The 24,688-nt window shown below is 37.2% G+C and carries 24 protein-coding genes and 1 pseudogene; 3 read left to right on the forward strand and 22 right to left on the reverse strand.

The genetic code is table 11. The features are described from left to right. Positions 1-100 precede the first annotated feature (100 nt). The 8 genes and pseudogenes from fsa to nagA all read right to left on the reverse strand — a co-directional run bounded on the left by fsa (position 101) and on the right by nagA (position 8,849). The gene (gene fsa / locus A9Q68_RS05975; protein ID WP_071793779.1) at positions 101-745 is read right to left on the reverse strand and encodes a fructose-6-phosphate aldolase; all 645 of its coding nucleotides are present in this window, start codon (positions 743-745) and stop codon (positions 101-103) included. 143 nt (positions 746-888) lie between these two features. Continuing rightward, positions 889-2,394 carry a glycerol kinase GlpK gene (glpK, locus tag A9Q68_RS05980; RefSeq protein WP_071793780.1) on the reverse strand — a complete coding sequence of 502 codons (1,506 nt, stop codon included), beginning with the start codon at positions 2,392-2,394 and terminating at the stop codon, positions 889-891. A 129-nt stretch (positions 2,395-2,523) separates the two neighbouring features. Beyond that, on the reverse strand, positions 2,524-2,781 hold the full coding sequence (locus A9Q68_RS05985; protein ID WP_071793781.1) for a DUF896 family protein: 258 nt from the start codon (positions 2,779-2,781) through the stop codon (positions 2,524-2,526). A gap of 31 nt (positions 2,782-2,812) precedes the next feature. Continuing rightward, complete coding sequence (gene glyS, locus A9Q68_RS05990) at positions 2,813-4,852, reverse strand: glycine--tRNA ligase subunit beta (protein WP_071793782.1); 2,040 nt, start codon at positions 4,850-4,852, stop codon at positions 2,813-2,815. Next, entirely contained in the window at positions 4,852-5,769 is a 918-nt protein-coding gene (gene glyQ, locus A9Q68_RS05995; RefSeq protein ID WP_071793783.1) for a glycine--tRNA ligase subunit alpha, read from the reverse strand. Before glyQ ends, glyS begins: the two co-directional genes overlap by 1 nt. A gap of 550 nt (positions 5,770-6,319) precedes the next feature. Beyond that, positions 6,320-6,610: pseudogene (locus A9Q68_RS11150) on the reverse strand (isoprenylcysteine carboxylmethyltransferase family protein); the annotation flags it as partial. Positions 6,611-6,720: 110 nt separating this feature from the next. Beyond that, positions 6,721-7,560, reverse strand: a complete 840-nt coding sequence (locus tag A9Q68_RS06005; RefSeq protein WP_071794235.1) for an aldo/keto reductase — start codon at positions 7,558-7,560, stop codon at positions 6,721-6,723. A 140-nt stretch (positions 7,561-7,700) separates the two neighbouring features. Next, positions 7,701-8,849, reverse strand: a complete 1,149-nt coding sequence (nagA, locus tag A9Q68_RS06010; protein WP_071793784.1) for an N-acetylglucosamine-6-phosphate deacetylase — start codon at positions 8,847-8,849, stop codon at positions 7,701-7,703. Between the two features lie 174 nt (positions 8,850-9,023). Between nagA and A9Q68_RS06015 the strand changes: the two genes are divergently transcribed. Beyond that, the gene (locus A9Q68_RS06015; protein WP_071793785.1) at positions 9,024-9,701 is read left to right on the forward strand and encodes a hypothetical protein; all 678 of its coding nucleotides are present in this window, start codon (positions 9,024-9,026) and stop codon (positions 9,699-9,701) included. A gap of 152 nt (positions 9,702-9,853) precedes the next feature. Here the strand turns inward: A9Q68_RS06015 and A9Q68_RS06020 are convergent, their stop codons facing one another. After that, positions 9,854-10,699, reverse strand: coding sequence for a DegV family protein (locus tag A9Q68_RS06020; RefSeq protein WP_071793786.1), 846 nt, complete (start codon positions 10,697-10,699; stop codon positions 9,854-9,856). Positions 10,700-10,831: 132 nt separating this feature from the next. Here A9Q68_RS06020 and A9Q68_RS06025 point away from each other — a divergent pair, with 132 nt between their 5' ends. Beyond that, a complete protein-coding gene (locus tag A9Q68_RS06025) occupies positions 10,832-11,392 on the forward strand; it encodes a TetR/AcrR family transcriptional regulator (protein ID WP_071793787.1) in 561 nt (186 codons plus the stop codon). Positions 11,393-11,473: 81 nt separating this feature from the next. On the opposite strand, the gene A9Q68_RS06030 is transcribed toward A9Q68_RS06025, so the two are convergent. The 10 genes from A9Q68_RS06030 to lacA form a co-directional block, all read right to left on the reverse strand. Continuing rightward, positions 11,474-12,289, reverse strand: a complete 816-nt coding sequence (locus A9Q68_RS06030; protein ID WP_071793788.1) for a Cof-type HAD-IIB family hydrolase — start codon at positions 12,287-12,289, stop codon at positions 11,474-11,476. A 128-nt stretch (positions 12,290-12,417) separates the two neighbouring features. Beyond that, on the reverse strand, positions 12,418-13,824 hold the full coding sequence (gene lacG, locus A9Q68_RS06035) for a 6-phospho-beta-galactosidase (RefSeq protein ID WP_071793789.1): 1,407 nt from the start codon (positions 13,822-13,824) through the stop codon (positions 12,418-12,420). A 55-nt stretch (positions 13,825-13,879) separates the two neighbouring features. Then, positions 13,880-15,583, reverse strand: a complete 1,704-nt coding sequence (locus A9Q68_RS06040; protein WP_071793790.1) for a lactose-specific PTS transporter subunit EIIC — start codon at positions 15,581-15,583, stop codon at positions 13,880-13,882. Positions 15,584-15,585: 2 nt separating this feature from the next. Beyond that, complete coding sequence (locus A9Q68_RS06045) at positions 15,586-15,897, reverse strand: PTS lactose/cellobiose transporter subunit IIA (protein ID WP_071793791.1); 312 nt, start codon at positions 15,895-15,897, stop codon at positions 15,586-15,588. A gap of 1 nt (position 15,898) precedes the next feature. Beyond that, entirely contained in the window at positions 15,899-16,747 is an 849-nt protein-coding gene (locus A9Q68_RS06050) for a PRD domain-containing protein (RefSeq protein WP_071793792.1), read from the reverse strand. A 164-nt stretch (positions 16,748-16,911) separates the two neighbouring features. Next, positions 16,912-17,826, reverse strand: coding sequence for an aldose 1-epimerase family protein (locus A9Q68_RS06055; RefSeq protein WP_071793793.1), 915 nt, complete (start codon positions 17,824-17,826; stop codon positions 16,912-16,914). Positions 17,827-17,836: 10 nt separating this feature from the next. Further along, the gene (gene lacD / locus A9Q68_RS06060) at positions 17,837-18,820 is read right to left on the reverse strand and encodes a tagatose-bisphosphate aldolase (protein ID WP_071793794.1); all 984 of its coding nucleotides are present in this window, start codon (positions 18,818-18,820) and stop codon (positions 17,837-17,839) included. A 1-nt stretch (position 18,821) separates the two neighbouring features. Continuing rightward, entirely contained in the window at positions 18,822-19,757 is a 936-nt protein-coding gene (locus A9Q68_RS06065) for a tagatose-6-phosphate kinase (RefSeq protein WP_071793795.1), read from the reverse strand. A gap of 8 nt (positions 19,758-19,765) precedes the next feature. Beyond that, entirely contained in the window at positions 19,766-20,281 is a 516-nt protein-coding gene (gene lacB / locus A9Q68_RS06070; protein ID WP_071793796.1) for a galactose-6-phosphate isomerase subunit LacB, read from the reverse strand. A 14-nt stretch (positions 20,282-20,295) separates the two neighbouring features. Next, entirely contained in the window at positions 20,296-20,721 is a 426-nt protein-coding gene (lacA, locus tag A9Q68_RS06075) for a galactose-6-phosphate isomerase subunit LacA (RefSeq protein ID WP_071793797.1), read from the reverse strand. A gap of 171 nt (positions 20,722-20,892) precedes the next feature. Here lacA and A9Q68_RS06080 point away from each other — a divergent pair, with 171 nt between their 5' ends. Continuing rightward, complete coding sequence (locus tag A9Q68_RS06080; RefSeq protein ID WP_071793798.1) at positions 20,893-21,651, forward strand: DeoR/GlpR family DNA-binding transcription regulator; 759 nt, start codon at positions 20,893-20,895, stop codon at positions 21,649-21,651. A 39-nt stretch (positions 21,652-21,690) separates the two neighbouring features. On the opposite strand, the gene A9Q68_RS06085 is transcribed toward A9Q68_RS06080, so the two are convergent. The 3 genes from A9Q68_RS06085 to A9Q68_RS06095 are packed head-to-tail and all read right to left on the reverse strand — an operon-like array spanning position 21,691 to position 24,568. Beyond that, entirely contained in the window at positions 21,691-21,891 is a 201-nt protein-coding gene (locus tag A9Q68_RS06085) for a heavy-metal-associated domain-containing protein (protein WP_071793799.1), read from the reverse strand. An 11-nt stretch (positions 21,892-21,902) separates the two neighbouring features. After that, the gene (locus A9Q68_RS06090) at positions 21,903-24,134 is read right to left on the reverse strand and encodes a heavy metal translocating P-type ATPase (protein ID WP_071793800.1); all 2,232 of its coding nucleotides are present in this window, start codon (positions 24,132-24,134) and stop codon (positions 21,903-21,905) included. Beyond that, the gene (locus A9Q68_RS06095) at positions 24,131-24,568 is read right to left on the reverse strand and encodes a CopY/TcrY family copper transport repressor (RefSeq protein WP_071793801.1); all 438 of its coding nucleotides are present in this window, start codon (positions 24,566-24,568) and stop codon (positions 24,131-24,133) included. Before A9Q68_RS06095 ends, A9Q68_RS06090 begins: the two co-directional genes overlap by 4 nt. Positions 24,569-24,688: the final 120 nt, after the last annotated feature.

Raw genomic sequence — 24,688 nt, forward strand, 5'->3', positions numbered from 1 at the left:
GTATCATATTTCACACATATTTTTCCGTGAAATTCTTCATATTCTATAAGTAATAAGAAAAAGAAACCTAGTATTAGCGCTCACTAGGTTTCCAATTGGCTTATTTTTTAAAGGAAGCCCAATCTTTCATAAATTGATCTATCCCATTGTCTGTCAATGGGTGTTTGACCATTTTGGCAAAGACAGCATCAGGAATTGTTGCAATATCTGAGCCAAGCTTAGCAACAGCTTCAACATGAGCTGCATTGCGAATGCTGGCAGAAATAATTTCTGTTTCATATCCGAAGATGTCAATAATTTCACGTAAATCTTCAATCAGTTGATAAGGGTCAGAACCGATATCTTCTAAACGACCGATAAATGGACTGATATAAGTTGCCCCTGCTTTCATTGCCATTAAACCCTGAGAGACAGTGAAAACCAGTGTTACGTTTGTTTTAATGCCTTCTTTAGATAGGATATTAGTCGCTTTTAAACCATCCATTGTCATTGGGATTTTGATGACAATATTTTTATGCCACTTGGCAATCTCACGCGCTTCTGTTACCATTTCTTCAGTTGTTAATCCAGTAACTTCGGCAGAAATTGGACCGTCAACAATCTCACAAATTTCTTTGATGACTGTTTCAAAATCGCGTCCCTCTTTAGAAATAATAGTTGGATTAGTGGTTACACCATCAACCAGCCCCAGTTCATTAATGGCTTTAATCGCATCAACGTTTGCAGTGTCTAAGAAAAATTTCATTTTGTCCTCCAGATATGATTAATTAAGATAGTACCTAAATATAGTATAAAACAAGAATTTGACTCTCAAAAGTCCAATAATTACACAAGTAAATGGCCAAAAATAGACAGGCCATTTAACTTATATGAAAACACTCTTTAAACTTAGTCTTCTTGTGCAAAAACTTGTGTTGCACGGACAGCTTTTTTCCAACCTTTATAAAGTTTTTCTTTTTTGGCAACTTCCATTTGTGGTTGGAAGGATTCTCCAATAGCATTCAAAGCTTTTAGAGAATCAAGGTTTTCCCAGTAGCCGACTGCTAAACCAGCTAGGAAGGCTGCACCTAGGGCTGTTGTTTCTAAATTTTTAGCACGAGCGATAGTAATTCCTAAAATATCAGCTTGAAATTGCATCAAGTAGTTATTCATCGCTGCTCCACCATCAACACGCAATTCTTGAATCGGAATACCAGAGTCCATATCCATGGTATCAATAACATCGCGAACTTGATAAGCAATTGATTGTAATGTTGCTTTGACGAAATCTTCTTTACTGGTTCCACGGGTTAATCCAAAAACAGATCCACGGGCATTTGAATCCCAGTATGGCGCACCCAAACCTGTAAAGGCAGGTACAACGTAAACTTCATCATCACTTTGTGAGGCTAATGCAAGCTCTTCTGATTCTGGTGATTTTTCAACCATACGCATGCCATCACGTAACCACTGAATAGCAGAACCAGCAATAAAGATAGACCCTTCTAAGGCATAATAGACTTTTCCGTTGATACCATAACCAATTGTAGTTAATAAGTTATTTTGTGACATACGCACTTCTTGGCCTGTGTTCATGATAATGAATGAACCTGTACCATAAGTATTTTTTACCATCCCTGGTTCAAAAGCTAATTGTCCAAAGAGTGCTGCTTGTTGGTCACCCGCCATACCGGCAATTGGCACCTCTCCACCGTAAAAATGAAAGGCTGCTGTTTTACCGTAAATTTCAGAATTAGATTTCACTTCAGGTAACATTGCTTTAGGAATGTTTAATAATTCTAAAATCTCATCATCCCATTTTAATTCTTTGATATTGTAAAGCATGGTTCTAGCTGCATTTGAATAGTCCGTAACATGAGCAGCTCCGTCAGTTAACTTCCAAACTAACCAAGTATCAATTGTTCCAAAAAGGAGTTCTCCTCGTTCTGCTCTTTCTTGAGCTCCAGGAACATGATCTAAAATCCAACGTACTTTTGTGGCTGAGAAATAAGCATCAATAACGAGTCCCGTTTTTTCGTGGAAAAGATTAGTATAACCATCAGCCTTTAATTTTTCCGCCAAGTCAGCGGTTTGACGTGACTGCCAAACAATGGCATGGTAAATTGGCAAACCTGTCTTTTTATCCCAAACAACTGTTGTTTCCCGTTGATTGGTAATTCCAATAGCTTCTATCTGGTCTGGTTTGATACCAGACTCAATAAATGCTCCTGCAATCACTGATTGAACAGAATTCCAAATCTGATTAGCATCATGTTCAACCCAGCCATCATGAGGGAAGAGTTGAGGAAACTCTTTCTGGTTGCTAATCATTTGTTGGCCTTGTTTGTTAAAGATAATGGCTCGAGAACTAGTTGTTCCTTGGTCGATTGCCATAATATACTTTTCTTCTGTCATAAGTTCCTCCTAAAAGTAAGCGGTTTCTTTCTATCCTATTATACCAAAAATTATAAATATGTATAAAAAATAGTAATTATTTTAACATTTATAAAAAAACTGTCTTCCTATAGGAAGACAGTTTGCATATTAGGATTCAGGATCATCTAGAGAACGGCCATGGAGACCTTTTTCTCTCTGAACTTGACGTAATTTTTCAGGAGTAAGGTCATTTCCTTCCTCATCCACGATTTTAATTCCCTCGATATGATGACGAACAGAACGACGATAGCCTTCAATATATTCTTGACGTAATTCAGCTTGTTCAACTTTTTCTGGTTCAGTTAAACCGACTGTCTTTTTCTTTCTAGCTAGTTCATTGATACGTTCAATCTTTTTAGGATCCATGAGTCACCTCTCTTTTCTCTATGATTAAGTTTTATTTTGTATTGAGTAAATTAAATTGAGCGACCGTATTTGCTTTTGTCATTAATTCACTTAATAGGGCCAAACGGTTGTTTTTAAGCGCCTGATCTTCAGCCATAACCATTGTATTATCAAAGAAAGCAACAATCTTATCTGTTAAGGCGAAGAGTTGTTCCAGTTTATCTTTTGCTAAACCTGATAAAGTCAATTCCGAAACGGCTTGATACAAGTCTTTTTCTTCTTGATTTTCAAACAAGGCTTGGTTAATCGCACTAACTTCTTCTACTTTAGCTGCTAGGTTAAAGACCCGTGATAAGTTCTCAACTGCTGTTTTATAGTCGCTAGTCTTAGATGCTTCTGCTAAAGCCTCTGCCGTTGCTAACATTTCTGGCACTTGGAAGTTTGAACTTGCTAAGACTGCATCTCTGATATCTTTAGGAATAGCTTTACCCATCATTTTTTCGACACGCGCAGCAATGAAGTCCATAACTTGACTTTGATTATCATATGTCAAACTATCAAAGCTTAGGGCGAAGCAATTCTCAATCAACTCATCCATCGGAATATTCCAACCGAAAGCTTCAAGAATGCGGACAAGACCTTGAGTAGCACGACGAAGAGCATATGGGTCATTTGAACCACTTGGAATGAGGCCTACTGAGAAGAATGATAAGAGGGTATCCAACTTATCGGCAAGAGCAAGTACAGCCCCTTCTTTGGTCTCTGGCAGTTGCCCATCAGCAGAGCTTGGTAAATAATGTTCCCGAATGGCAGTTGCGACAGCAGCATCCTCACCAGCTAGGAGAGCGTATTTTTCCCCCATTAATCCTTGCAGTTCGTCAAACTCGCCAACCATACCTGTTAAGAGGTCAAATTTGTAAATTTGGCTAGCGCGTACAACAGCTTTTGTTTCTTCTGGATTTAAAGTTGCTTTCTCAGCAAGGTATTTAGCTATCACACCTGTTCTTTCCATATGTTCAGCAAGTGAACCAATTTTTTCGTGGAAAGTCACATGTTCTAATTTAGCAACCAGGTCAGCGATTTGTAATTTTTGGTCTTCACGCCAGAAGAATTCACCATCTTCTAAACGGGCAACCAAAACTTTTTCATTGCCTTTGATAACATTTTCCAGATGCTCAGCATTACCGTTACGGACGGAAATAAAGTTTGGCAATAATTTGCCATCTTGATCACGAACAACAAAATAACGTTGGTGATTTTTCATTGATGTTACCAATACTTCTTCTGGAACTGAAAGGTATTTGGCATCAAATGAGCCCATGAAGGCTGTTGGATATTCAACTAAGTTGAGAACTTCATTTAATAAGCTGTCATCGATATCAACTTGAATACCATGCTTACTTTCTAGGTCTTTAATTTGACTAAGAATCATTTCCTGACGTTCTTGCGGGTCAGTAATAACTGCTTGTGCTCTTAAATCTGCTTCATAAGAGTCTGCATTCTGAATACTTGTTTCTTGACCTAGGAAACGATGACCACGAGAAATGCGATCGGATTTAATATCTAAAAATGGCATTTCTAACAAGTGATCATCTAATAAAACAGTTAAGGTGTGTACTGGACGAATAAATTCAAAGCTATTTTCTGCCCAATGCATTGACACTGGGAAAGTGAGGCTTGCTAGGACTTGAGGAATAGCCAAGAGAACTTCCTCAGCTTTTTTTCCTTCTTCGTGTTTAGTAACGTAGACGTATTCTTCACCTTTAATTTCTCTAAAGGTAATGTCGTCTGTTGTAAGTCCTTTACCTCGTACAAAACCTTGAGCAGCTTTTGAGAAGTTTCCATCAGCGTCAAGGGCAATTTTTTTAGAAGGTCCCTTAAAATCAACTGTTAAATCTTCTTGTTGGTCTGCAAGTCCTTTAACACGGAAGGCTAAACGACGTGGTGTTGAGAAGGTTTGAATGGTATCAAAACTCAAACGGTTTTCTTCTAAGAAAGCTTGGATTTTTTGTCCTAATTGTTTTTCACTAGCTGTGACAACATAAGCTGGTAACTCTTCTAGTCCTAATTCTACTAATAACGTTTTGACCATTATTCAGCTTCCTCCTTAAGTAATTCTGCGCGACGGGCCTCATCAAGTAATGGGTAACCCAATTTACGGCGTTCAGCAACAAATGTTTTGGCGACCACACGGGCTAGGTTTCTGATTCGAGCAATGTAGCCTGCCCGTTCGGTAACTGATACTGCACCTCTGGCATCAAGCAAATTAAAGGTATGTGAACATTTAAGAACATAATCATAAGCAGGGTGAACTAGGCCTTCTTCAAGAGCACGCCCTGCTTCTTTTTCGAATTTCTCAAAGTTTTCAAGCAACATCTCTTGGTCAGAAATTTCAAATGAATATTTTGAATGCTCATATTCTGGTTGAAGGAAAATTTCGCCATACTTAACGCCAGGAGCCCATTCGATATCATAGACTGAATCAACTTCTTGGATATAAGAAGCAAGACGTTCAAGGCCATAAGTGACTTCGGCAGTAACTGGGCTAGTCGCAAGCCCACCTACTTGTTGGAAATAAGTAAACTGTGTGATTTCCATACCATCAAGCCAAACTTCCCAACCAAGACCCGCAGAACCAGTAGAAGGGTTCTCCCAGTTATCCTCAACAAAACGAATATCATGTTCCAAAGGATTAATTCCTAATTTTTCAAGAGATTCCAAATAAAGTTCTTGAATATTAGAAGGAGATGGTTTCATCACCACTTGAAATTGGTGGTGTTGATAAAGGCGATTAGGGTTCTCACCGTAACGACCATCTGCAGGACGACGAGAAGGCTCAACATAGGCCGCATTCCAAGGCTCAGGTCCGATTGCCCGTAAAAAAGTATAAGGACTCATCGTCCCAGCACCCTTTTCGTTATCATAGGCTTGCATCAACATACAACCCTGATCATTCCAATATTGTTGTAAAGTCAAAATAATTTCTTGAAAGGTTAAATTTTTAGACATCATATTCCTCCATATTTTTTATTAATAATAGTGCGACATGAGCCCTTTTTAGCCGATAATGCTGAAAAGGGCGAATTAGTGCATGGCCTAGCTTAAGTCCATAGACTTAAGCGTGTGGCAGTTAAACAATCGAAGGTACTGCCACTGGCCAGGTGAAAAGTTAGGTTTTTTGACATTGTAATCCTCCAATGGTTATTTTTTTCTTGTGACGGGAGTCCCTTTGACAGAGCATGACAGAAGAATCCTTTTAATATTTTGTCTCAACTCTCAGGGATAGCAAAAAGAACCACTTCCACTCCCCTATGTCAAAGACATAGGGGCGTCGAAACGCGGTTCCACCCTAATTTATTACTTCATTTATTATTTTCTTAAATGTGAATCCAAGAGACTCAAACATCGAAAGCGCCAAACCCATTTCATTCTTGCCTAGCTTTCACCACCCTAGAACTCGCTCTATTTCATGATAATAAGTATTCTTTCTTAGTCCTTATTCTACCATAGACACTTTATTTTGTCTATTAGATAAGAAACAAGATAGAACGGATTATTTTCAAGTAATAGTCCTTTTTGGAATAATAACTTCTTTAATTATGCGATTCTCTTCATCAATTCTGATATTGATGACCAGTATATAAAAGGAAAAGAGTAACCAAACGGTAATTTTAGCATGTCAAAGTAAAACAATCCCAATCAATTCCGAGCAAATATTTAGAAAATAATTGCGATGTTAAATATAGCGAAAAATCCAATGGTCAACATATCGATGATTATTAGCAATCATCAATTTAACTGTCCAAATGCCCTCTAACAATTGAGTTAGTTTTTGAAGAACAACAAGTGAATAAAACATTATGACTTTAATCTTGAAGTTTAATTATATTTATTTTAAATAAATGATAAGATTTTGTAGATATGAAAAAGCCTGATTTGTCAACCAAGCTTTTAAACCAATTAGAAATCTTTGGTATCAGGGTCAGGTACAGGTGTAAGACCTTGAATATTTTTAATTTTTTCTGCGTCTTCAGCAGAGAGTTCAATGTCAAAGAAGTCAAGATTTGCTTTGATACGTTCTTCATGAACTGATTTAGGTAAAGGAAGGAATCCTTGGTAAACTGACCAAGCAAGAGCAATTTGGGCAACTGACTTACCATACTTTTCAGCTAGAGCTAACATGGTTTCATTTTCAAAAATATCACCTTGTCCAAGAGGGCTCCAAGCTTCAATAACAATATCATGTTTTTTACAATAGTCGACAACTTCTGTTTGGTAACACCCTGGTGCCAGTCTGATTTGGTTAACTGCAGGTTTTATTTTTGCTGTATTTGCTAAGGCTTCCAAATGATGTACCATAAAGTTGCTGACACCAATGGTTTTTATTAAACCAGCTTCAACAGCTTCCTCCATATAACGCCAAGCTTCAGCATTGGCTTCTTTCCAACGATCACGGAGAGCTTTTGGATTTGGCCAGTGGATGAGGTACAAATCAATATAATCAAGCCCAAGTCGTTTTAGTGATGCTGCTAAAGCTTCTTTAGCGCCATCATAACTATGAGCATCATTCCACAATTTAGTTGTGACAAATAGTTGATCCCTTGCAATACCAGAATCTTTAATAGCTCGACCAACACTTTCCTCGTTTTTATAGACAGCGGCTGTATCAATATGACGATAGCCAGCTTTAATTGCAGCTAAAGTTGATTGGTAGGCTTCTTCACCATCTGCAGCTTTAAAGGTACCAAAACCGACGATTGGAATAGTTAAACCATTATTCATCATTAAATCTTTGTTCATCATTTTACCTCCTTATAAAAAGCGAAGCATCACATTAATCATCATAATGGATGCAAATATCCTATCACTATTTTATCACAATCAAGAACGAGTCAAAAAGAAAAAGATTAAGACGATTGACATCTTAACCTTTTATAATTTTATGCTTGATAAACTTTATTGCCATCCAAATAAGTCGCCACCAATTCCAAATCATTATCTAAAACAATGAAATCAGCTGCATAGTCTTCCTTAATTTGACCACAAACATCATCAATTCCAACTGACTTAGCTGCAACGAGAGAAGACATGCGAATAGCTTCTTCTGGACTTGCAATTCCCCAGGCAACAACATTTTTAATGCCGTCTTTTAACTTGAGAATGGAGCCAGCTAAACTTCCAGATGATTTCAAACGTGCTGTTCCATTTTCAACGATAACAGGGAACTCACCCAACATATAATCACCATCTGGTGAACCACCTGCACGCATACAGTCGGTAATCATCGCGACATGGTCATGGCCTTTTTGTTGCATCAAAATATCGCAGGCAACTGGCGAAACGTGGTGTCCGTCACAGATCAACTCAGCGTAAGTATTAGGAATATTATAAACCGCACCAACCATTCCTGGCTCACGATGAGTCAAACCTCTCATCCCATTGTAGGCATGAACCCAAACACTTGCACCAGCATCAACAATTTTTTTAGCTTCTTCGTAGGTTCCGTTAGAATGCCCAAGGGCCACAGTAACGCCTTGTTCAGTCAAAGTAGATACGAACTCTGCAACACCCTCACGCTCTGGTGCCAGGGCAATTTTTTTAATCAGACCATTTGCTGCTTTTTGCCAAGCAGCAAACTCATCAAGACGAGGGTTCTTCATGTAAATTGGGTTTTGAGCGCCTTTATATTCTTCCGTAAAATAAGGACCCTCAAAATAAATCCCCTGAATTTTTGCACCCTTAACATCTTCAGCCACAGAAGCAATTGTCGCAGAAACTTTTTCTAACTGCTCAAAAGATGAGGTCAGTGTTGTTGGTAAAAATGAGGTAACACCAGTTGATAAAAGCCCTTGGCTCATGCGATGAATACCTTCAGCAGAATTATCCATAACATCTGCACCAGCAAAGCCATGAATATGCGTATCAACTAGTCCAGGAGCAATTTGATACCCACTGTAATCAATGATGTCTGCCCCTTCTGGTTCTGACTCAGACCATTGTCCAAACTTACCATTTTCAATTTTTAGATAACCGGCTTTTTTGACATGATCTGGGTAATAAAAACAATCAGCTTTAAGATAACTTGTCATTCTAATCCTCCCTTTGTACTAACTGCTATTATACGCCTATTTATTTATTTTGTAAATGGTATAGACCATTTTAATATTTTCTTCTGTCCTATTATTTTTAATGCTCCGAAATCTTTAATTTCTTTTCTAATAGGTGTATAATGGTTACTGTAGCATTTTATAAAAGGAGAATTCATGAAGCAAGTAAAAACTGAAAGACTATTTCTTATTTTAAGTCTTTTAATGATAGTAGTCGCTTCTGGCATTTATTTCACTTTTGCTAGAAATTATATGGGCAAACCACTAGCTAATGCCAGCCAAACAGAAACGACTCATGTAAAGAAAACAAATTATCTCAGCAAAGCTATTGAAGGCGTTCGCTTAGCTGAAGAAAAACCAAGTACTGAATCAATTGACTCTGCTCAAAAACTTTTGGATAAAGTGAAAAAGTCAGAAACCAAATTAAGTTTACAAGATCGTCTTGATAAATTGAAAAAAAATCTGGCCATCGAAAAAGAAGCCTTGAAAAAGCTCGAAGAAGCTGAAAAAAATCCTAGTGCAGAAACTAAAGAAGCTGCTCAAAAAGCCATTGATAAAGTTACAGACGAAAAGAAAAAAGCTGACTATCAAAGTCGACTTGATGCCATAACTTTACCTGAGGAAACTGCTGAAACAGCTGAGGCTGAAGCCCAAACAGACGCCGCAACAGTAACCCCTGATGCAGGAGCAACATATACTGAACAAGCACCTGCCGAATCTTATGTCCCCCAAGCACCTGCAGTTGAGCCAACAACGCCACCTGTAGCAAGTGATCCTGGAACGGCTACACCTTCTACCCCAAGTGATACTGATGGTGGAACAACAACAAATTAATAATCATAAAACCGCTTTTCAATCAAAGCGGTTTTTCTGATGACTTTATAAACTGACTCGCAACTTTCAAATTTGAATAACGAAAAAATTGCTAGATTCAGCTAATCTAATACAAAAAGAGCTCGAACAGCAAAGTTCGAGCTCTTTGATTTTTATGCTTTTTCGTATCCTAGGAGAATACCTTCTTCTTCAGCGTAGAAACTACATAAACCTGAAGTTGGACAAGTTTCAATAATTGCCTGAGGGAATTTTTCTTGGACTTTCTCAGTGATTTGTTGGCAAATTTTTTCGTTATTACGTTGAGCAATAAAGATTTTACCACCTTGATAGCCAGCTTTTTCTAATTCTTCAACTACAGAAAGAACTGCTTTCTTCTGACCTCTGGCTTTTTGTAACAGATCCAGACGTCCTTCGGCACTAGCACAACCAACCATTCGAATATTTAACAAGCCTACTACGGTTCCAATTAACTTACTAAGTCGGCCGTTTTTAACAAGATTATCAACCTTGGCCAAAACAAACAATAAACCTGATTTTTGAGTGTAGCTTGTGATGGCATCTACGACTTCCTGATAATCAAGGCCTTGATTAATTAAGCGCTCTAATTCCAAAACAATCAAGTCCATCTCACCACCCGCAGAAAGTGAATCAATAACATGAACATTAACATTTGGGTCTTCTTCTATTAGCATCTCTTTAGCTAAGCGCGCACTATTATGACTTCCTGATAAGGTTCCAGTAATCGTAATAGCAATAACATTTTCAGCACCACGATAGGCTTGGAAAAAAGCATCTGGGCTGGGACAAGAAGATGTTGTAGCCTTACTTGTTTGATACATGGCTGTCATCATTTGATCTACGTCTAAATCAAGACTATCTGTATAGGCCTCATCACCAACACGTAACGTTAAAGGTACTCTTTCATAAGTAAGCATTTCAGATGATGATTTTAGTTCTAATAAATCACATCCTGAATCTGCTACAATTTTCCATTTCATTCTTGTTCTCCTCCAAGACTTACTATTCTAATCCATTTGACAAATAAGTATATTTCTCCTAAAATTATATCATTAATGACTAGGAAAAAGCTATAAAATAAAGTCGGATGGGACACTTTAAGGAGATTTGTGATGACTGAAAAACAGATTTCAAAAAAATCACTTAATAATTTAAGACAGTTTAATAAAGAAATGCGGGACCTTTGTCGCCAGTCCATTGAGACAGCCCTCATTGAATTATTAGAAGACAAACCTCTAGACCAAATTTCAATCTCGCAATTAGTCGCTAAAGCTGGTGTTTCGCGAAATGCCTTCTATCGCAATTACCGGTCAAAAGAAGATATCTTAAAACAACGCTTGGATCAGCTTATCCGTCGTATCTTTAAAGAATTAAAATTGTTCGATTTGACAAGCCAGGCTAACCAAGTTTGGTACTACCTCTTCAATGAAGCCAAAAAAGAGGAGCAATTATTACGTCTGATTTTCAAAAATCAGCTCCAATTCTTAATTACGCAGATAGTCACTAAAAGACTCAAAGCCTATCAACGCTGGAAATTACATCAACAATCACATTACACCCGCTTATTTTGGAGCAATGCCATTGTTTCAGTTTTAGTCGACTGGATAAAAGATGGCATGCCAAAAAGTGCTGAGGAAATGGCCAATATGGGGCTTCCATTTCTATCTCAGTAAAAACTAGCCTTACAAAAAAATAATCCTTCTTTCCCGAAGCCAGTGTCTCAAAGCATTGACCTAAGAAAGAAGGATTTTTTCTTATTGTTTTAAAGCAAAATGACAAATGGCGTAGGCGACACCTGCTTGATCACAGGTCTTAGTCACACGATTCGCCAAGACCTTGATTGATTCACTGGCATTTCCCATAGCGACGCCAAGTCCAGCAAAGGCAATCATCTCACTATCGTTTGGCGCATCGCCAATGGCCATGATTTCTTGAGGTCCAAATCCTAAATCTGCAGCCAATTCCTGTAAAGCGCTAGCCTTGGTGATACCTTTTGGTAAGGCTTCTAAGATGTAATCCTGGCTTCTAACCAAGCTGTAGTGTTCACTTAATTCCGACCGGAAAAGCCCTTCAAAAGAATCCATTGCCTCTGCTTCCCCCATATACATAGCTTGTAGGACCAATTCTTGACTCTGCTTCAGCTCATCAAGAGTGATCGTCTCAACCTGAGTAAAGACCAAATCACCATCCTCCTGAACCAGTTCAGGCACTTTTGGCTCCACGACATAATAATGATTGGGTGTCGTTAAAGTCAAATAAACATCTGGATTATTTGCTGATTTTTCATAGAGAGTTTCCACTTCTTCAAAGGAAAGACTATGTGCATGCAATACTTGCCAATCTGAAGAAGAATGCAGACTACAACCATTATTTAAAATAAGAAATTCATCTTCCTGGAAATCAAGTTGCTCAAAATATGGCTTGGTCCCAGACAAAGGACGCCCAGTACAAAGCACAATCTTAATACCCGCTTCTGTCGCCTCTTTTATAGCCTTTTTATTTTCAAGAGGAATTTCTTTCTGACTATTTAATAAGGTTCCATCTAAATCGATGGCAATTAGTTTTATCATAATATTTTTCCTTTCTGGTGCAAACAGTTCCTAATAATAGTTTAGCAGAATTTCTTAAAAAAGGAGAAATGACACAAAATCCTCACCCCTCGATTTGAGGAGCGGGGATTTTGATTAATAGTTAATAATTATAAAATATTTTTACTTGTCGCTACAGCTTTGAACCAGTGAGCACTCTTTTTAGGATACCTAATTTGAGAGTCAAAATCGACATAAAAAAGTCCGTATCTTTTCTCATATCCATTTGACCATGAGAAGACATCCATCAGTGACCAAATGAAATATCCTTTTACATTCGCACCATCCTCAATTGCATCAGATATAGCTTCTAAATGTTTTTTGACATAATCAATTCTTTCGTCATCATTAACTGTATTATTCTCAAATTTATCTTTATACCCTAAACCATTTTCAGTAATATAAATTTTGTGATAGTTAGGGTAATCATTTTTTATTCTCAAAATTTGATCATATAATCCCTTAGGATAAATAATCCAGTCCCATTCTGTTTTAGGAATATGACTTGGTGCTTCTCGTTTACCAACACCTTTAATTTGGTATTTAGAACTGCCTTTTTCTCCTTTACCATTATGAACAATTTCTGTCTCACACTCAAAGTAACGCATCCAATCACTCATATAATAATTAATCCCGAGAAAGTCATTTATATCTTTAGCAGCATCAAGAATAGCTAAGTCTTCTTCAGTAATATCAAGCTGACCGCCGTTTACATCTAAGATTTCTTTGACACCTGCTAAGGTTTCTGGTGAATAATGTCCAAGATAAGTTGCGTCGAGAATAAATTTATTATGAATAATATCTTCTAATTCTGCCGCATGTACATCTGCTGGATTTGACGAATCATAGGGGTATTTTGTTGGAAGAGCATGTACCACACCAATCTCACCAGAATAGCCTGCATCTTTATAGAGTTTAACTGCGCGTGCATGAGAAACCATCATGTTGTGATGGGATTGGAAAAGTTTCGCTAAATCGTATTTAATGCCTGGTGGAAATTTACCAATCAAATATTGTCCGTCTCCAATTGGTCCAATTTCGTTAAAAGTTGTCCAGTAATTAATTTCAGAAAACTCTTTAAAGCAAAAGGCTGCATAATCAACAAAATGATCGATATTGTCACGATTAAGGAAGTCTCCATTTGAATGAAGGGCTTCTGGTGTATCAAAGTGGTGTAAGGTTACAAAAGGCTCAACATGTCGCTTACGGCACTCTGCAAAGACATTATGATAGTATGCAACACCTTTCTCATTTACTTGGCCGAAACCTTGTGGGAAAATACGAGACCAAGCGATTGAAATTCGAATGCCATTTACACCATACTCTTCAGCCAATCGTAAATCCACAGGATACTTATGGTAAAAGTCACTAGCTGGTTCAGCTGTATACCAATAATTATCTTCCAAATATTTGTCCCAAGCAACTGGTCCTTTTCCATCTGTATGCGTTGCGCCTTCCGCTTGATAAGCAGCTGTTGCACCGCCAAAAATAAAATCATTTGGTAAAGTTTTCATTATTTACTCCTTATAAAACAGAGCATGAACTTTGGTTTTCAAGCTCATGCTACAAAACTCAAGCAATCATTTGTTTACGAACAAAATCAAGAGCACCTTGTCCATCACGTGTTAATTTAATGTATTCAGCACCTTCAGTTTTAGCTAATTTGATGCCAAGTTTATCTGTTTCTTTTTTGATATCTTCATAGTTTGAAGCAACTTGTGGGGCAAGTACTACCAGTTGATATTCTGGTAGGATTTCACGGTGGGCTCCATATGAACCAGCTGCTGCAAAAATAGGTTCATTGTATTCTTTCGCTGCTTTGTTTAAGGTATTGGCAAGGAGACCACTTGTACCACCACCTGCACATAGAACTAGTACGTTGGTTTGATCAGTTATAGCTTGTGAAGCTAAAGGGGCAACACCGGCATTATCTAAAATCGCATCGGCTTTTTTAATATCGAAGTTAGCAGCAACTTTTTCTTTAAGAGCATCAGCAGTTGATGTTCCCGCTGTTTCTTCAGCAAGAATCTGTTCATCATAAACTTTTAAGAATGGATAATAAATAATCACATCAACAACAATCAATACAATAGCTAAAATAAATGATAAGAGTTGGAAGTTAGTGCCTAATAGTAAACCTAAAGGAGCAGGAGTTGTCCAAGGAAGGTTAGCTGTGAAACTATTCATTCCTAAACTATCAATAAAGAATTTGAAAATCCAAACATTGACAATTGGTGCCATGATAAACGGTATAAAGAAGATTGGATTTAAAACAAGTGGAGCACCAAAAAGGATTGGTTCATTAACACCGAAGAATGTTGGTACAACTGATGCACGCCCAATTGCTTTGTTACGTTTTGATTTAGTCATCCACATAAACATGAACGGTACAACTAATGTAGCTCCAGTTCCGCCCATTGTTACGATAAACATTTGTGTTCCAGACGTTAAAATCTTATCAGCGTGTTGCCCAGCTTGTAATAAGTTTAAATTAACTTCTGCATTAGCATAAGTAATGGCTGCAATCGCAGGTTCAACAATTGAAGGACCGTGAATCCCTACAAACCAGAAGAAAGCATAAGCGCCAAAGATTAAAGTAATACCAAGATAACCATCAGCGGCTTGGAATAAAGGTGCTAATAAAGTACCAATTGATTGTGCGACGTTAACACCCATAATTGATTTTACAAGTAATTGTAGGCAATATATAAAAACAACAGAGAAAGTAAATGGAATTAAATCTTTAAATACTTGTGAAATATTTGGTGGAACTTCCTCAGGCATACGAATGGTTATATTACGTTTCACACAGAATTTATAAATATTGACAGTAATAAAAGCTGCCAAGAAGGCTGTAAGTAACCCTTTTGTTCCCATAAAGGCCGTGATGACTCCTCCATCTTTTGAAGGATCAGCTGCCATAAGTAAGAAACCAACCATGGTTGCAAGCATAGTAGCAATAAAGTTAATTTGATTGGTTGATTCTAACTCCCTATTCATTGAATCTGTGAGTGCTTTTGCTGTTGTTCCGGCCACGAAGAACCCTAAGATACCCATTGAATAGCTATAAGGCGTCATTAATAATGATTCAACACCTTTTGACCAATGGAATCCCCATGCATTTGGAACATAAGCAATCAAGATAAAAATACTTGAGAAAAGTATGACTGGCATTCCAGCAATAAAGCCGTCACGGATAGCACGTAAATAAATGTTACGTGACATTTTTTCGAAAAGTGGCTTTTGTTTTTCGATTTGAGCAATTAATTTATTCATTTTTATCCTCTTTTATATAATTCAATCATGTGTTTCATCATATCTTGTAATAACATGGTTGTCATCAAATGATCCTGCCCATGCATTAAAGTCACGCTAAAATCGATATCTTCACCAGAAGATTCTGCTTGTAATAAACTTGTTTGGGATTTATGTGCTTCAACGATGCATTCGTTAGCCGCTTGACAAAGTTCTTCAGCACGCGCATAATCACCAGTTTTCGCAGCATTTAGAGCTTCTAGTAATTTCGATCTAGCATCACCAGCGTAAGCAACGATTTCAAAACCTAACATGGTTAGTTCTTTTTTTGTCATTTTATTCTTCCTTATCAATTATTCTTTGAATATGTAATACCAAATAAACTTTTTCGCCAGCTTGTAAGCCCTGACCAGTTTCACGACTAATCAAATCGTAAATACCACTACCAATTTCATAAGCTGTAGGGTATTCCTGCTTAACTTGCTCTTCAATATTTAAAATTGAACTATTTTGACTTTCTTTTCTATCTAAAGCATTTAAGAAATAAGTCAAGTGAACCATCAAACGGTCATAATAATTTTCATTGGAATTTTGTCTGGTAATCCCATGAGTACTCAGTTCTTGTTTAATCTGCTCCAAAATATCTCTTGAAAAATTCTTACTAAGTTGACCACTGTCCGTTTCATCTTGTCCTTTAGCATTGATGAAATGCAATGCTATACGAGCAATCTCATCATCAGGAAATTGGTTAAGTAATCGCTTTCTTAATTCCGCTAAAGCAATGCTTCCCATTTGATATTCCATTGGATATTCTTTTGAGATATCCGGTAATCGACTTTCCTGATAAGTTCCATGCTTGATGGTTTTGTAGGAACAATAAATATGATCCGTCAAAGTAACATACAAGTAGTTTTGAACGGGATAATGAAACTCTTTAACCAAGAGTTCAATAATGTCATAAGTAGCAGAAATGAAATCCATAGGAACATCTTTTAATAATAAGAGAAAATTTTCTTTTGCTTCTTCATTTTTGAGTGAGAAGATTTTTTCGATTTTTTCATCATAGATGATATCACCTTTTTTCTTTTGAAACGTTATGCCTAACCCCATGACAACAGCTTGATCACCATTAACATTTTTTACCAATGCTGCATTATTGTTCAAGGTTCTTATAAGCCGAAACATATCTACCTCCTTTTGTATAGAAAAAGACCACAAATAAATTAGAAGATTCCCTTCCAACTCATTTGCGGTCTTGCCTAAATTATTCTTTAGTTACAATCCACTCTATTAACTTAAATACATTATACAACAAAAACAAACTATTGTAAACCCTTTCAAACAAATAATTAAAGTTTTTTTATGCTTATTTCATATGAATAATGAGTAACTTTTTGGTTCAAAATGTATGGCTCCAAAAATTGCATATTCTGTTTCTCATCAAAATTGTCATTTTCAGTTTCAGAAGTTGAGATACCAAGCCAAGGTTCAAGTGCTACAAATGGCCCTCTATTAGCTGTAGACCAAAGGATCAAATAAGGAAAGTCAAGAAGATTTAATGTTAATCCTTTATTATGATTCTTTGATTTTAGACTAACTGATTTGGATACTAATTGATCTAATAAAATCGTGTCATCTTTAAAAAGTGAATAATCCAATTCCAAACGATGTTTACCATTTAAAAAATGTTGGCGTTTTGCCACATTCACCAATCCTGTTTCAGCAATGACTTTAGCACTTGTGCCTTCTTCAGGCTCTGAAAATTCAAGATAATAATCTTCATAGCTTTCATTTTCATATAAAGGACAATTGAAGGCTGGATGTCCACCTACAGTGAATGGCATCTCAAAATTCTCTTCTAAATTTTTAATACAATAGGTCACTTTTATCGAAGAGTCAATGAGTGTATAAAGGATACCTAATTCAAAACGATAAGGATACTGGTGGTACATAGTATCGTTACTGGTTAAAGTATAAAAGGCTTGTGTTTTAGAAAGTTTCTGTCCTTTAAAAACTTCCTTTCGGACCAAGCCATGTCTTGGCATAGAACCTTTTTCAAGACCAAGACTATTGTCACTATAATAGGTTTGATTATCACGTAAACTTCCACAAATAGGGAAAAGTACTGGAGCTTGTCCGCTCCAATATTTACTATCACCTTGCCATAGATATTCAACACCGTCTGTATCTTTAATGGAACTAAGTTCGCCACCTAGATCTTTAAAAGTTACTGTTAAATGTTCATTTGTTAATGATAAGGTCATCTGAAAAATCCTAGCCTTCTACTTTTTCTACCCATGAGCTTGCTGTTTTTTCAAGAACTTTATTGAGGTCATCAATGTTTTTAAAACCTTCCGTGCGGAGCCATTGACGAGCTGCTTCTTCGCCCTCCTCAATGTATACAGGCACAGAACCAGACCAGGTCGCACGGCCACAAAGCACTCCGTTGAATTTTGCGCCAGATTCAGCTGCAAAGACTAAGGTTTCTTGGAATAATTGAGCAGATACACCTGCACTTAGGTAAATATAAGGAAGATGACTTGCTGCTTCTTGATCTTTAAAAGCCTGCGCAGCTTCTTCTTTAGAAAAGACTACTTCCCCTTCCGCGAATCCTTCGACATATTTCATGTTTACAGGGACTTCAACTTTAAGGACATCAATTCCAAAACGGTCATCAGAGAAGACTTTCATAGCTTCATTGACTTTGTGGGCTTTAACTTTAGCAAATGCTAAACTACCATTATCAGCGATTGTTTCATCATAAGTTAAAATTTCAAGGAAGAATGGAATATCTTCAGCTTTGCATTCAGAACCAATCCGTTCAATGTAGGCTTTCTTTTGATCATTAACAGATCGATCACCATCTACATCATAATACAATAAGAATTTAACAGCATCGGCACCCGCTTCTTTGATACGTTTAGCAGACCAATCCACTAAGCAATCCGGTAAGCGAGATGTTGTAGTTGCGTCGTAACCAGTTTTTTCATAAGCCAATAATAAACCTGCTTCAGTAGCTTTTACTTTTGTTGCAGGAAGACCATATTCTGGATCTAATAGAATTGAGGAAGCATAGGGTGTTAATTCTTCAGATACCATTACTTTTAAGGTTTCCATTTGCTCAATGGTTGGCTCTTCTGTTTGATGGCTTGCCATCATTCGTTTTAAGGCACCTCGTTGATCAAAAGCAAGGGCTGAGATTATTCCTTGACGACTGAGTTTTTCTAAATAAGCACGTTTATTTGTTGTTAAAGTCATTTTATACCTCTTCTATATTAATGTTATTGAAAATTTCAAAATAGTTTCCCATGTTAACATGACCTGTCAAAGCTTCTTGTGCGTTAAGCATCCCTAAGGTATTTGCTTTTTTTAACAAGGTGATATCATCGTCTTTTACAGAAAGTCCCCAAGCAATTCCAGCAACTGTTGAATCTCCGGAACCAACTGGATTTTTTACAGTAATTTTTGGAATCGAGATACGATAGAACTTATTATTGTGTTTCGCAAATGAACCCTTTGCTCCTAAAGATACAATTACCCACTCTACTCCATCAAAAATGTCTTCACTCAAAACCTTCTTCAAAGCTAAATCTGTAGTATCCACATTTTTATTAAGTAGCAACTCTAACTCTTCAATATTTGGTTTAATTACAGTTGGCTTTTCAGCTGATTCTAAAACTGCTAAAAGTGGAGGTCCGGAACAATCTAAAACAACTTTCTTTTGAAAGCTATTTGCTAATGAAATAATCTTTTGGTAATAATTATTATCCAATCCTTTTGGAAGGGAACCAGAAATGGTTAATACATCATATTGACGACAAATAATCTGCATATGATACATGAAACCATCTGCTTCATCTTTGTCGACAAAAGGTCCACTCTCCAAAATTTCTGTTTGTAATCCTTCATGTAAAATGGCAATACAATTTCGAGTTTCACCTTTTATCTGATAAAATTGATTCTTTATAGCCTTTTGCTCAAGTTGGTCTATTAGATATTGACCTTGTCGACCGCCAATTAAGCCTGTGGCTACAACATCTTCACCTACCTCAGATAAAACACGAGTCACGTTTAATCCTTTTCCACCGGCAGTTTTACTTGTCTTAGATACACGATTAACTGTATCTAATTTAAAGGACTCATCCAAAGGATAAGAAATATCAATTGATGGATTAAGGGTTACTGTTAAAATCATACATCCTCCTAGTCGTGATATTCACCACGATCCCATTTTTCTAAAAACTCCGTAAAGAACTCCGGATCTTCTTGATTGGTGTTTGGATGCTCTAAATTGGCAATTTTTGCAATTAATTTTTTGTTTTCTTCAGTTTCTTTATATTCAGCATTAATAAAAGCCTCAATGATATCACACATTAAAAGTTCGCCAGTAATTTTACCGCCAAAACCAATGACATTGGCATTTAATTCTTCTTTGGCATAAAGTGCAGAAGTCATATCTCGAACCAAGGCTGAACGCACCCCTGCAACTTTGTTGACAGCGTTATTAATCCCCACACCAGTTCCGCAGATACAAACACCTAAGTCTGCTTGCCCACTAACAACTGCTTCACCAACTTTTTTTCCATAAATAGGATAATGGGTTCTTGTGTTATCATATGTTCCAAAATCTACGACTTCATAACCTTTAGATTTCAAAAAATCTGAGACTGCGATTTTTTCACTAGTAACGATATGGTCACAACCAATTGCAATTTTCATTTTATTTCTCCTTCTCAAGCCATTTTATTTAACATATCAACACGAATCTGATGACGACCACCATCATATTTTCCTGTTACAAAGCCTTTTGCGATATTTTTAGCTAATAGTTGACCAACTATTTCAGAACCTATAGTAATCATTCGTGCATTGTTATGTCCTCTTGTCATATATGCAGATCTTTCATCAGAAACTTCAGCTGCTACCATTCCTTTGATTTTTGTTGCAACCATAAATGGACCTGCGCCATAGGCATCAATCATAATACCTAAATTTTCATCTGATTCAGTTACTTCATTAGCAACGGCAAGTGTATTGTCGACAAAATCTTTATTAAGGTCAGTGACATCATTAATTTGATATCCTTCTTCAATTAAATATTCTTTAATAACTTCTTTTAATTCATTTCCATGTGCATCTGCACCTAAAATAATTGTCATAAGAAACTCCTTTTTGTTTATTAATGTTTGTTTATAAACATAATAATACAACATCATTTCTATGTCAAGTTATTTTTGTTACATTTCGTTTGATAATGTTTGTCATTGTGTTTTACTTTTATTTATGCTATGATAAAAAAAGAAATTTACTGTTTTAATAAGGAGAATACTATGTTAAAAAGAGAAAGACTCCTGAAAATTTTAGAAAAAGTTAATGCAAGCGGCATTATTACTGTAAATGAAATCATTAGAGATTTACAAGTTTCTGATATGACGGCACGTCGTGATTTAGATGAACTTGAAAAGTTAGGAAAATTGGTTCGCATTCATGGTGGTGCACAAAGCATTTCATTCCCTTCTAAAGTTGAAAAGTCTAATACTGAAAAATTATCTGTACAAATAAAAGAAAAAAAGGAAATTGCTGAAGCAGCTTCCTCTTTGATAAACGATGGAGAAACCATTTTTATCGGACCAGGTACTACGCTAGAGTTCTTTGCAGAGAAATTGATCAACCGCCAAGTTCGTGTTATTACGAATAGTTTGCCAGTCTTTTCTATTTTAAAAAGTTCATCAAGTATTGACTTAATTCTCATTGGTGGAGAATATCGCGAAATCACTGGTGCCTTTGTTGGCAGTATTACAAACCAGACCATTTCAAATCTTAAATTTTCTAAAGCCTTTATCAGTTGCAATGCTATTAATGGCAATGATATAGCAACCTATAATGAATCTGAAGGCGCTATTCAAAAATTAGCGCTTGATAATGCATTTGAAAAATTTGTTTTAGTAGATAGTCAAAAATTCGACAGTTATGATTTTTCTGTATTCTACCAATTGGAACAAATTAATCAGGTTATTACTGATACGACTATCGATTCAAAAGTTTTAGAAAACTATCGTAACTACACCGAAATTTCTGTAGCACAATAAAATCCCCACCCCTCGAATTGAGGGGTGAGGATTTTTTTCTTATTTTTTTGTGATGCTGAACTTGGTTCCTTTGAGTGCTCGTTTTAATGAGAGGGTGAAGGGATTGCCTGTAATATGGGCTTCCTTACTGTCTAAATCAACGACTACTTTTTCCACACCTCGCACTGCACTCAATTTTTCAGTGACTGTTTTGACACAACCATCACATTTCATGCCTTCAACTTGATATACTTTTTCCATCGTTTTCTCCTTTATAGTATTACTTTTTTTAATCGCAGAGCATTTAGGACGACTGAAATCGAACTAAGACTCATGGCTAGTCCAGCCAGCATAGGATTGAGCAGCGGCCCGCCAAATAAGTGAAGAATCCCCATAGCAACTGGAATCATGAGCACATTATAGAAAAATGCCCAGAATAAATTCTCTTTGATAATGTGGATGGTTTTGCGACTGAGTGACATTGCTGTTACCAAATCTAAGAGTTGCGGATGCATTAAGAGGATATTTGCTGATTCAATAGCAATATCAGTTCCTGACCCTACAGCAATCCCTAAATCAGCACTCGCCAAGGCTGGGGCATCATTAATACCGTCACCAACCATGGCTACTAAGCCTTCTTTTCCTTTTAAGCTTTCAATCATTTGGGCTTTTTGGTCTGGCATGACCTCAGCATAAACCTGATCAATTCCTACTTGATTGGCTATGGCTTGAGCTGTTCTTTGATTATCTCCTGTTAATAGGACCGTTTTAATACCTGATTTATGCAGTTCTTGAATCGTTTTTTGGCTGTCAAGCTTAACCTGATCTTCGATTAATATCAAAGCTTTGAGCTCTTTATTTTTAGCCAGATAGACAATGGTGCCCTGTTCAGGTAAAGTAGCAACTTGCTCCAACAGCTGCTGGCTTAAGGTTACCTGATGGCTTTCCATTAAGGCTTTGTTTCCTACTAAAAATTCTTGATTCTTAATTTTTCCTGCTAATCCCTGACCTGTAATCGTTTTAAAGTCTTGGACTGGGGTAAGAACCAGCTTTTCTGCCTTAGCTTTTGCCACAATAGCCTGACCAAGAGGATGCTCAGACATAGCTTCAAGAGACGCTACTTCAGCCAATAGATCTTTCTCATTTGGATCTAGATTGATTATCTGGCTGACTTGTGGCTGCCCTTGGGTAATGGTCCCAGTTTTATCAAATACAATGGTTTTAACTGCTTGTAACTGTTCCAAATCTTGGCCGCTCTTAAAGAGAATACCCAACTCGGCTGCGCGACCAGAACCCACCATAATCGCTGTCGGTGTTGCCAGTCCAAGCGCACATGGACAGGCAATCACCAGAACGGCAATGGCTGTGCTCAAGGAGAAAGTCATCCCCTCCTTCATAACAAGTAGCCAGAAAAGCAAGGTTATCAGAGCCAAAACAATGACAATCGGCACGAAAATACCCGAAACTTGGTCAGCAATCTTGGCAATAGGGGCTTTACTTGACTGAGCATTTTCGACTAATTGAATGATTTGGGCTAAGAAGGTCTCTTCCTGACGCTTGGTCACTTTAAGAATTAGATTTCCTTGGCCATTGATGGTCCCAGTGTAAACAGACTCTCCTACTTTCTTCTCATTGGGAACACTTTCTCCCGTTAGCATAGACTCATCGACATAGGATTGTCCACTTAGAACTTGACCATCTACAGGAATTTTCTCACCGGGTTTGACCATAACCTGGTCCCCGAGTTGAACTTGACTGAGTTCAATCAATTCTTGTTGGTCACCCCTGATAACCCTAACCTCATTTGATTTCAATGCCAGAAGTTTTTGAATGGCTTGAGACGTTCTACTCTTAGATTTATTTTCAAAAAAATTACCGAGGGTAATCAAGGTCAAAATGACAACGGCAGACTCAAAGTAAAGGCTGTGTTGATAGTGGGCCATGCCAGACAGAATTTGTTTGGTTGCAAAAAGGCTGTAAATAAAAGCAAATGTTGTCGCTAGGGCAACCAAGCTATCCATGTTGGGATGCCCTTTAAACAAGGATTTGAAGCCACTCTGGTAATAGGAACGGTTCAGATACAAGACAGGCAAGCTCAGGAGCAGTTGGATAAGGGCGAAATTTTTGGGTGCCTGCATGGGACTGATGATAGCTGGTAAGGGAAGGCCTAGCATGGATCCCATAGAGATATATAGCAATGGAATGGTGAATAGACTTGACCATAAGAATTGTTGCCAAAGTTTCTTGCTTTTTTCATCTTGTCTTTTGGGAAGGTCTTGCTCAACTTCTGAAAGATACAAATGAGCCTGGTAACCTGCCTCACTGACAGCTTTTGTGATATCGTCGCTTGTCAAGGCATTTTCTTGGTAGGTAACCCTTAACTTTTCGGTGGTTAGGTTCACATTGGCAGTTTCAGTAGCAGCTAACTTTTTAACGGCCTTTTCTACCGTCAAAGCGCAGGCGGCACAAGTCATGCCATCAATCAGATAAACTTCTTCTTTCATACTCTCCCCTCCTTTGGATGACACTGACATTGCCCTGGGGCACAGTTACAAGGAACGGCTTCTAATAGTGTACCCGCTCTCTCATTTAATAAATCTTGGAATGCTTGATGGTCTGAAGCTGTCATTGGAATTTTTGCTAACAACTCCAGTAGTAATTTGGCATGGTCTTTTTGACAAATTTTTTCTATATCTGCCTGCACCATCATTTTTTGATAAGCTTTCTGGTCAACAATGGCACTGTAAATAAATGCTCTTCCACGTTTTTGGCTAGTTAAAAAAGATTTATTAATCAGTCTTCCTATAAGTGTTTTAATGGTCGACGCTGACCATTGCTGTTGCTTTTGTAAAAATGCTATAATTTCAGAACTCTTAATTTGACCATTAGCCCAGACAACACGCATGACTTGCCATTCAGCATTGGAAATAGTTTGCATTCTTGATCCTTTCTTTCTTCACTTTAGAGGCTTTGTGAAATAGATTGATAGGAGTTCATATCAATCTATGTTTACGTTTGTAAATATATTATAGACGATTTGTTTACATTTGTAAATATA

Origin of the sequence: Streptococcus bovimastitidis, assembly GCF_001885095.1 — a bacterium.
Lineage (GTDB): Bacteria > Bacillota > Bacilli > Lactobacillales > Streptococcaceae > Streptococcus > Streptococcus bovimastitidis.

Bases quoted from the DNA above. Each gene is read 5' to 3' on its own strand.
- lacB (WP_071793796.1), bottom strand. From the start codon at position 20,281: ATGAAAATTGCAATTGGTTGTGACCATATCGTTACTAGTGAAAAAATC.
- glpK (WP_071793780.1), bottom strand. From the start codon at position 2,394: ATGACAGAAGAAAAGTATATTATGGCAATCGACCAAGGAACAACTAGT.
- A9Q68_RS06095 (WP_071793801.1), bottom strand. From the start codon at position 24,568: ATGCAAACTATTTCCAATGCTGAATGGCAAGTCATGCGTGTTGTCTGG.
- A9Q68_RS06030 (WP_071793788.1), bottom strand. From the start codon at position 12,289: ATGATAAAACTAATTGCCATCGATTTAGATGGAACCTTATTAAATAGT.
- A9Q68_RS06040 (WP_071793790.1), bottom strand. From the start codon at position 15,583: ATGAATAAATTAATTGCTCAAATCGAAAAACAAAAGCCACTTTTCGAA.
- lacA (WP_071793797.1), bottom strand. From the start codon at position 20,721: ATGACAATTATTTTAGGTGCAGATGCACATGGAAATGAATTAAAAGAA.
- nagA (WP_071793784.1), bottom strand. From the start codon at position 8,849: ATGACAAGTTATCTTAAAGCTGATTGTTTTTATTACCCAGATCATGTC.
- A9Q68_RS06090 (WP_071793800.1), bottom strand. From the start codon at position 24,134: ATGAAAGAAGAAGTTTATCTGATTGATGGCATGACTTGTGCCGCCTGC.
- A9Q68_RS06080 (WP_071793798.1), top strand. From the start codon at position 20,893: ATGTTAAAAAGAGAAAGACTCCTGAAAATTTTAGAAAAAGTTAATGCA.
- glyQ (WP_071793783.1), bottom strand. From the start codon at position 5,769: ATGTCTAAAAATTTAACCTTTCAAGAAATTATTTTGACTTTACAACAA.
- A9Q68_RS06005 (WP_071794235.1), bottom strand. From the start codon at position 7,560: ATGAACAAAGATTTAATGATGAATAATGGTTTAACTATTCCAATCGTC.
- A9Q68_RS06055 (WP_071793793.1), bottom strand. From the start codon at position 17,826: ATGACCTTATCATTAACAAATGAACATTTAACAGTAACTTTTAAAGAT.
- fsa (WP_071793779.1), bottom strand. From the start codon at position 745: ATGAAATTTTTCTTAGACACTGCAAACGTTGATGCGATTAAAGCCATT.
- A9Q68_RS06085 (WP_071793799.1), bottom strand. From the start codon at position 21,891: ATGGAAAAAGTATATCAAGTTGAAGGCATGAAATGTGATGGTTGTGTC.
- A9Q68_RS06050 (WP_071793792.1), bottom strand. From the start codon at position 16,747: ATGTTTCGGCTTATAAGAACCTTGAACAATAATGCAGCATTGGTAAAA.
- A9Q68_RS06015 (WP_071793785.1), top strand. From the start codon at position 9,024: ATGAAGCAAGTAAAAACTGAAAGACTATTTCTTATTTTAAGTCTTTTA.
- A9Q68_RS06065 (WP_071793795.1), bottom strand. From the start codon at position 19,757: ATGATTTTAACAGTAACCCTTAATCCATCAATTGATATTTCTTATCCT.
- A9Q68_RS05985 (WP_071793781.1), bottom strand. From the start codon at position 2,781: ATGGATCCTAAAAAGATTGAACGTATCAATGAACTAGCTAGAAAGAAA.
- A9Q68_RS06020 (WP_071793786.1), bottom strand. From the start codon at position 10,699: ATGAAATGGAAAATTGTAGCAGATTCAGGATGTGATTTATTAGAACTA.
- lacD (WP_071793794.1), bottom strand. From the start codon at position 18,820: ATGACTTTAACAACAAATAAACGTGCTTATTTAGAAAAACTCAGTCGT.
- A9Q68_RS06025 (WP_071793787.1), top strand. From the start codon at position 10,832: ATGACTGAAAAACAGATTTCAAAAAAATCACTTAATAATTTAAGACAG.
- A9Q68_RS06045 (WP_071793791.1), bottom strand. From the start codon at position 15,897: ATGACAAAAAAAGAACTAACCATGTTAGGTTTTGAAATCGTTGCTTAC.
- glyS (WP_071793782.1), bottom strand. From the start codon at position 4,852: ATGGTCAAAACGTTATTAGTAGAATTAGGACTAGAAGAGTTACCAGCT.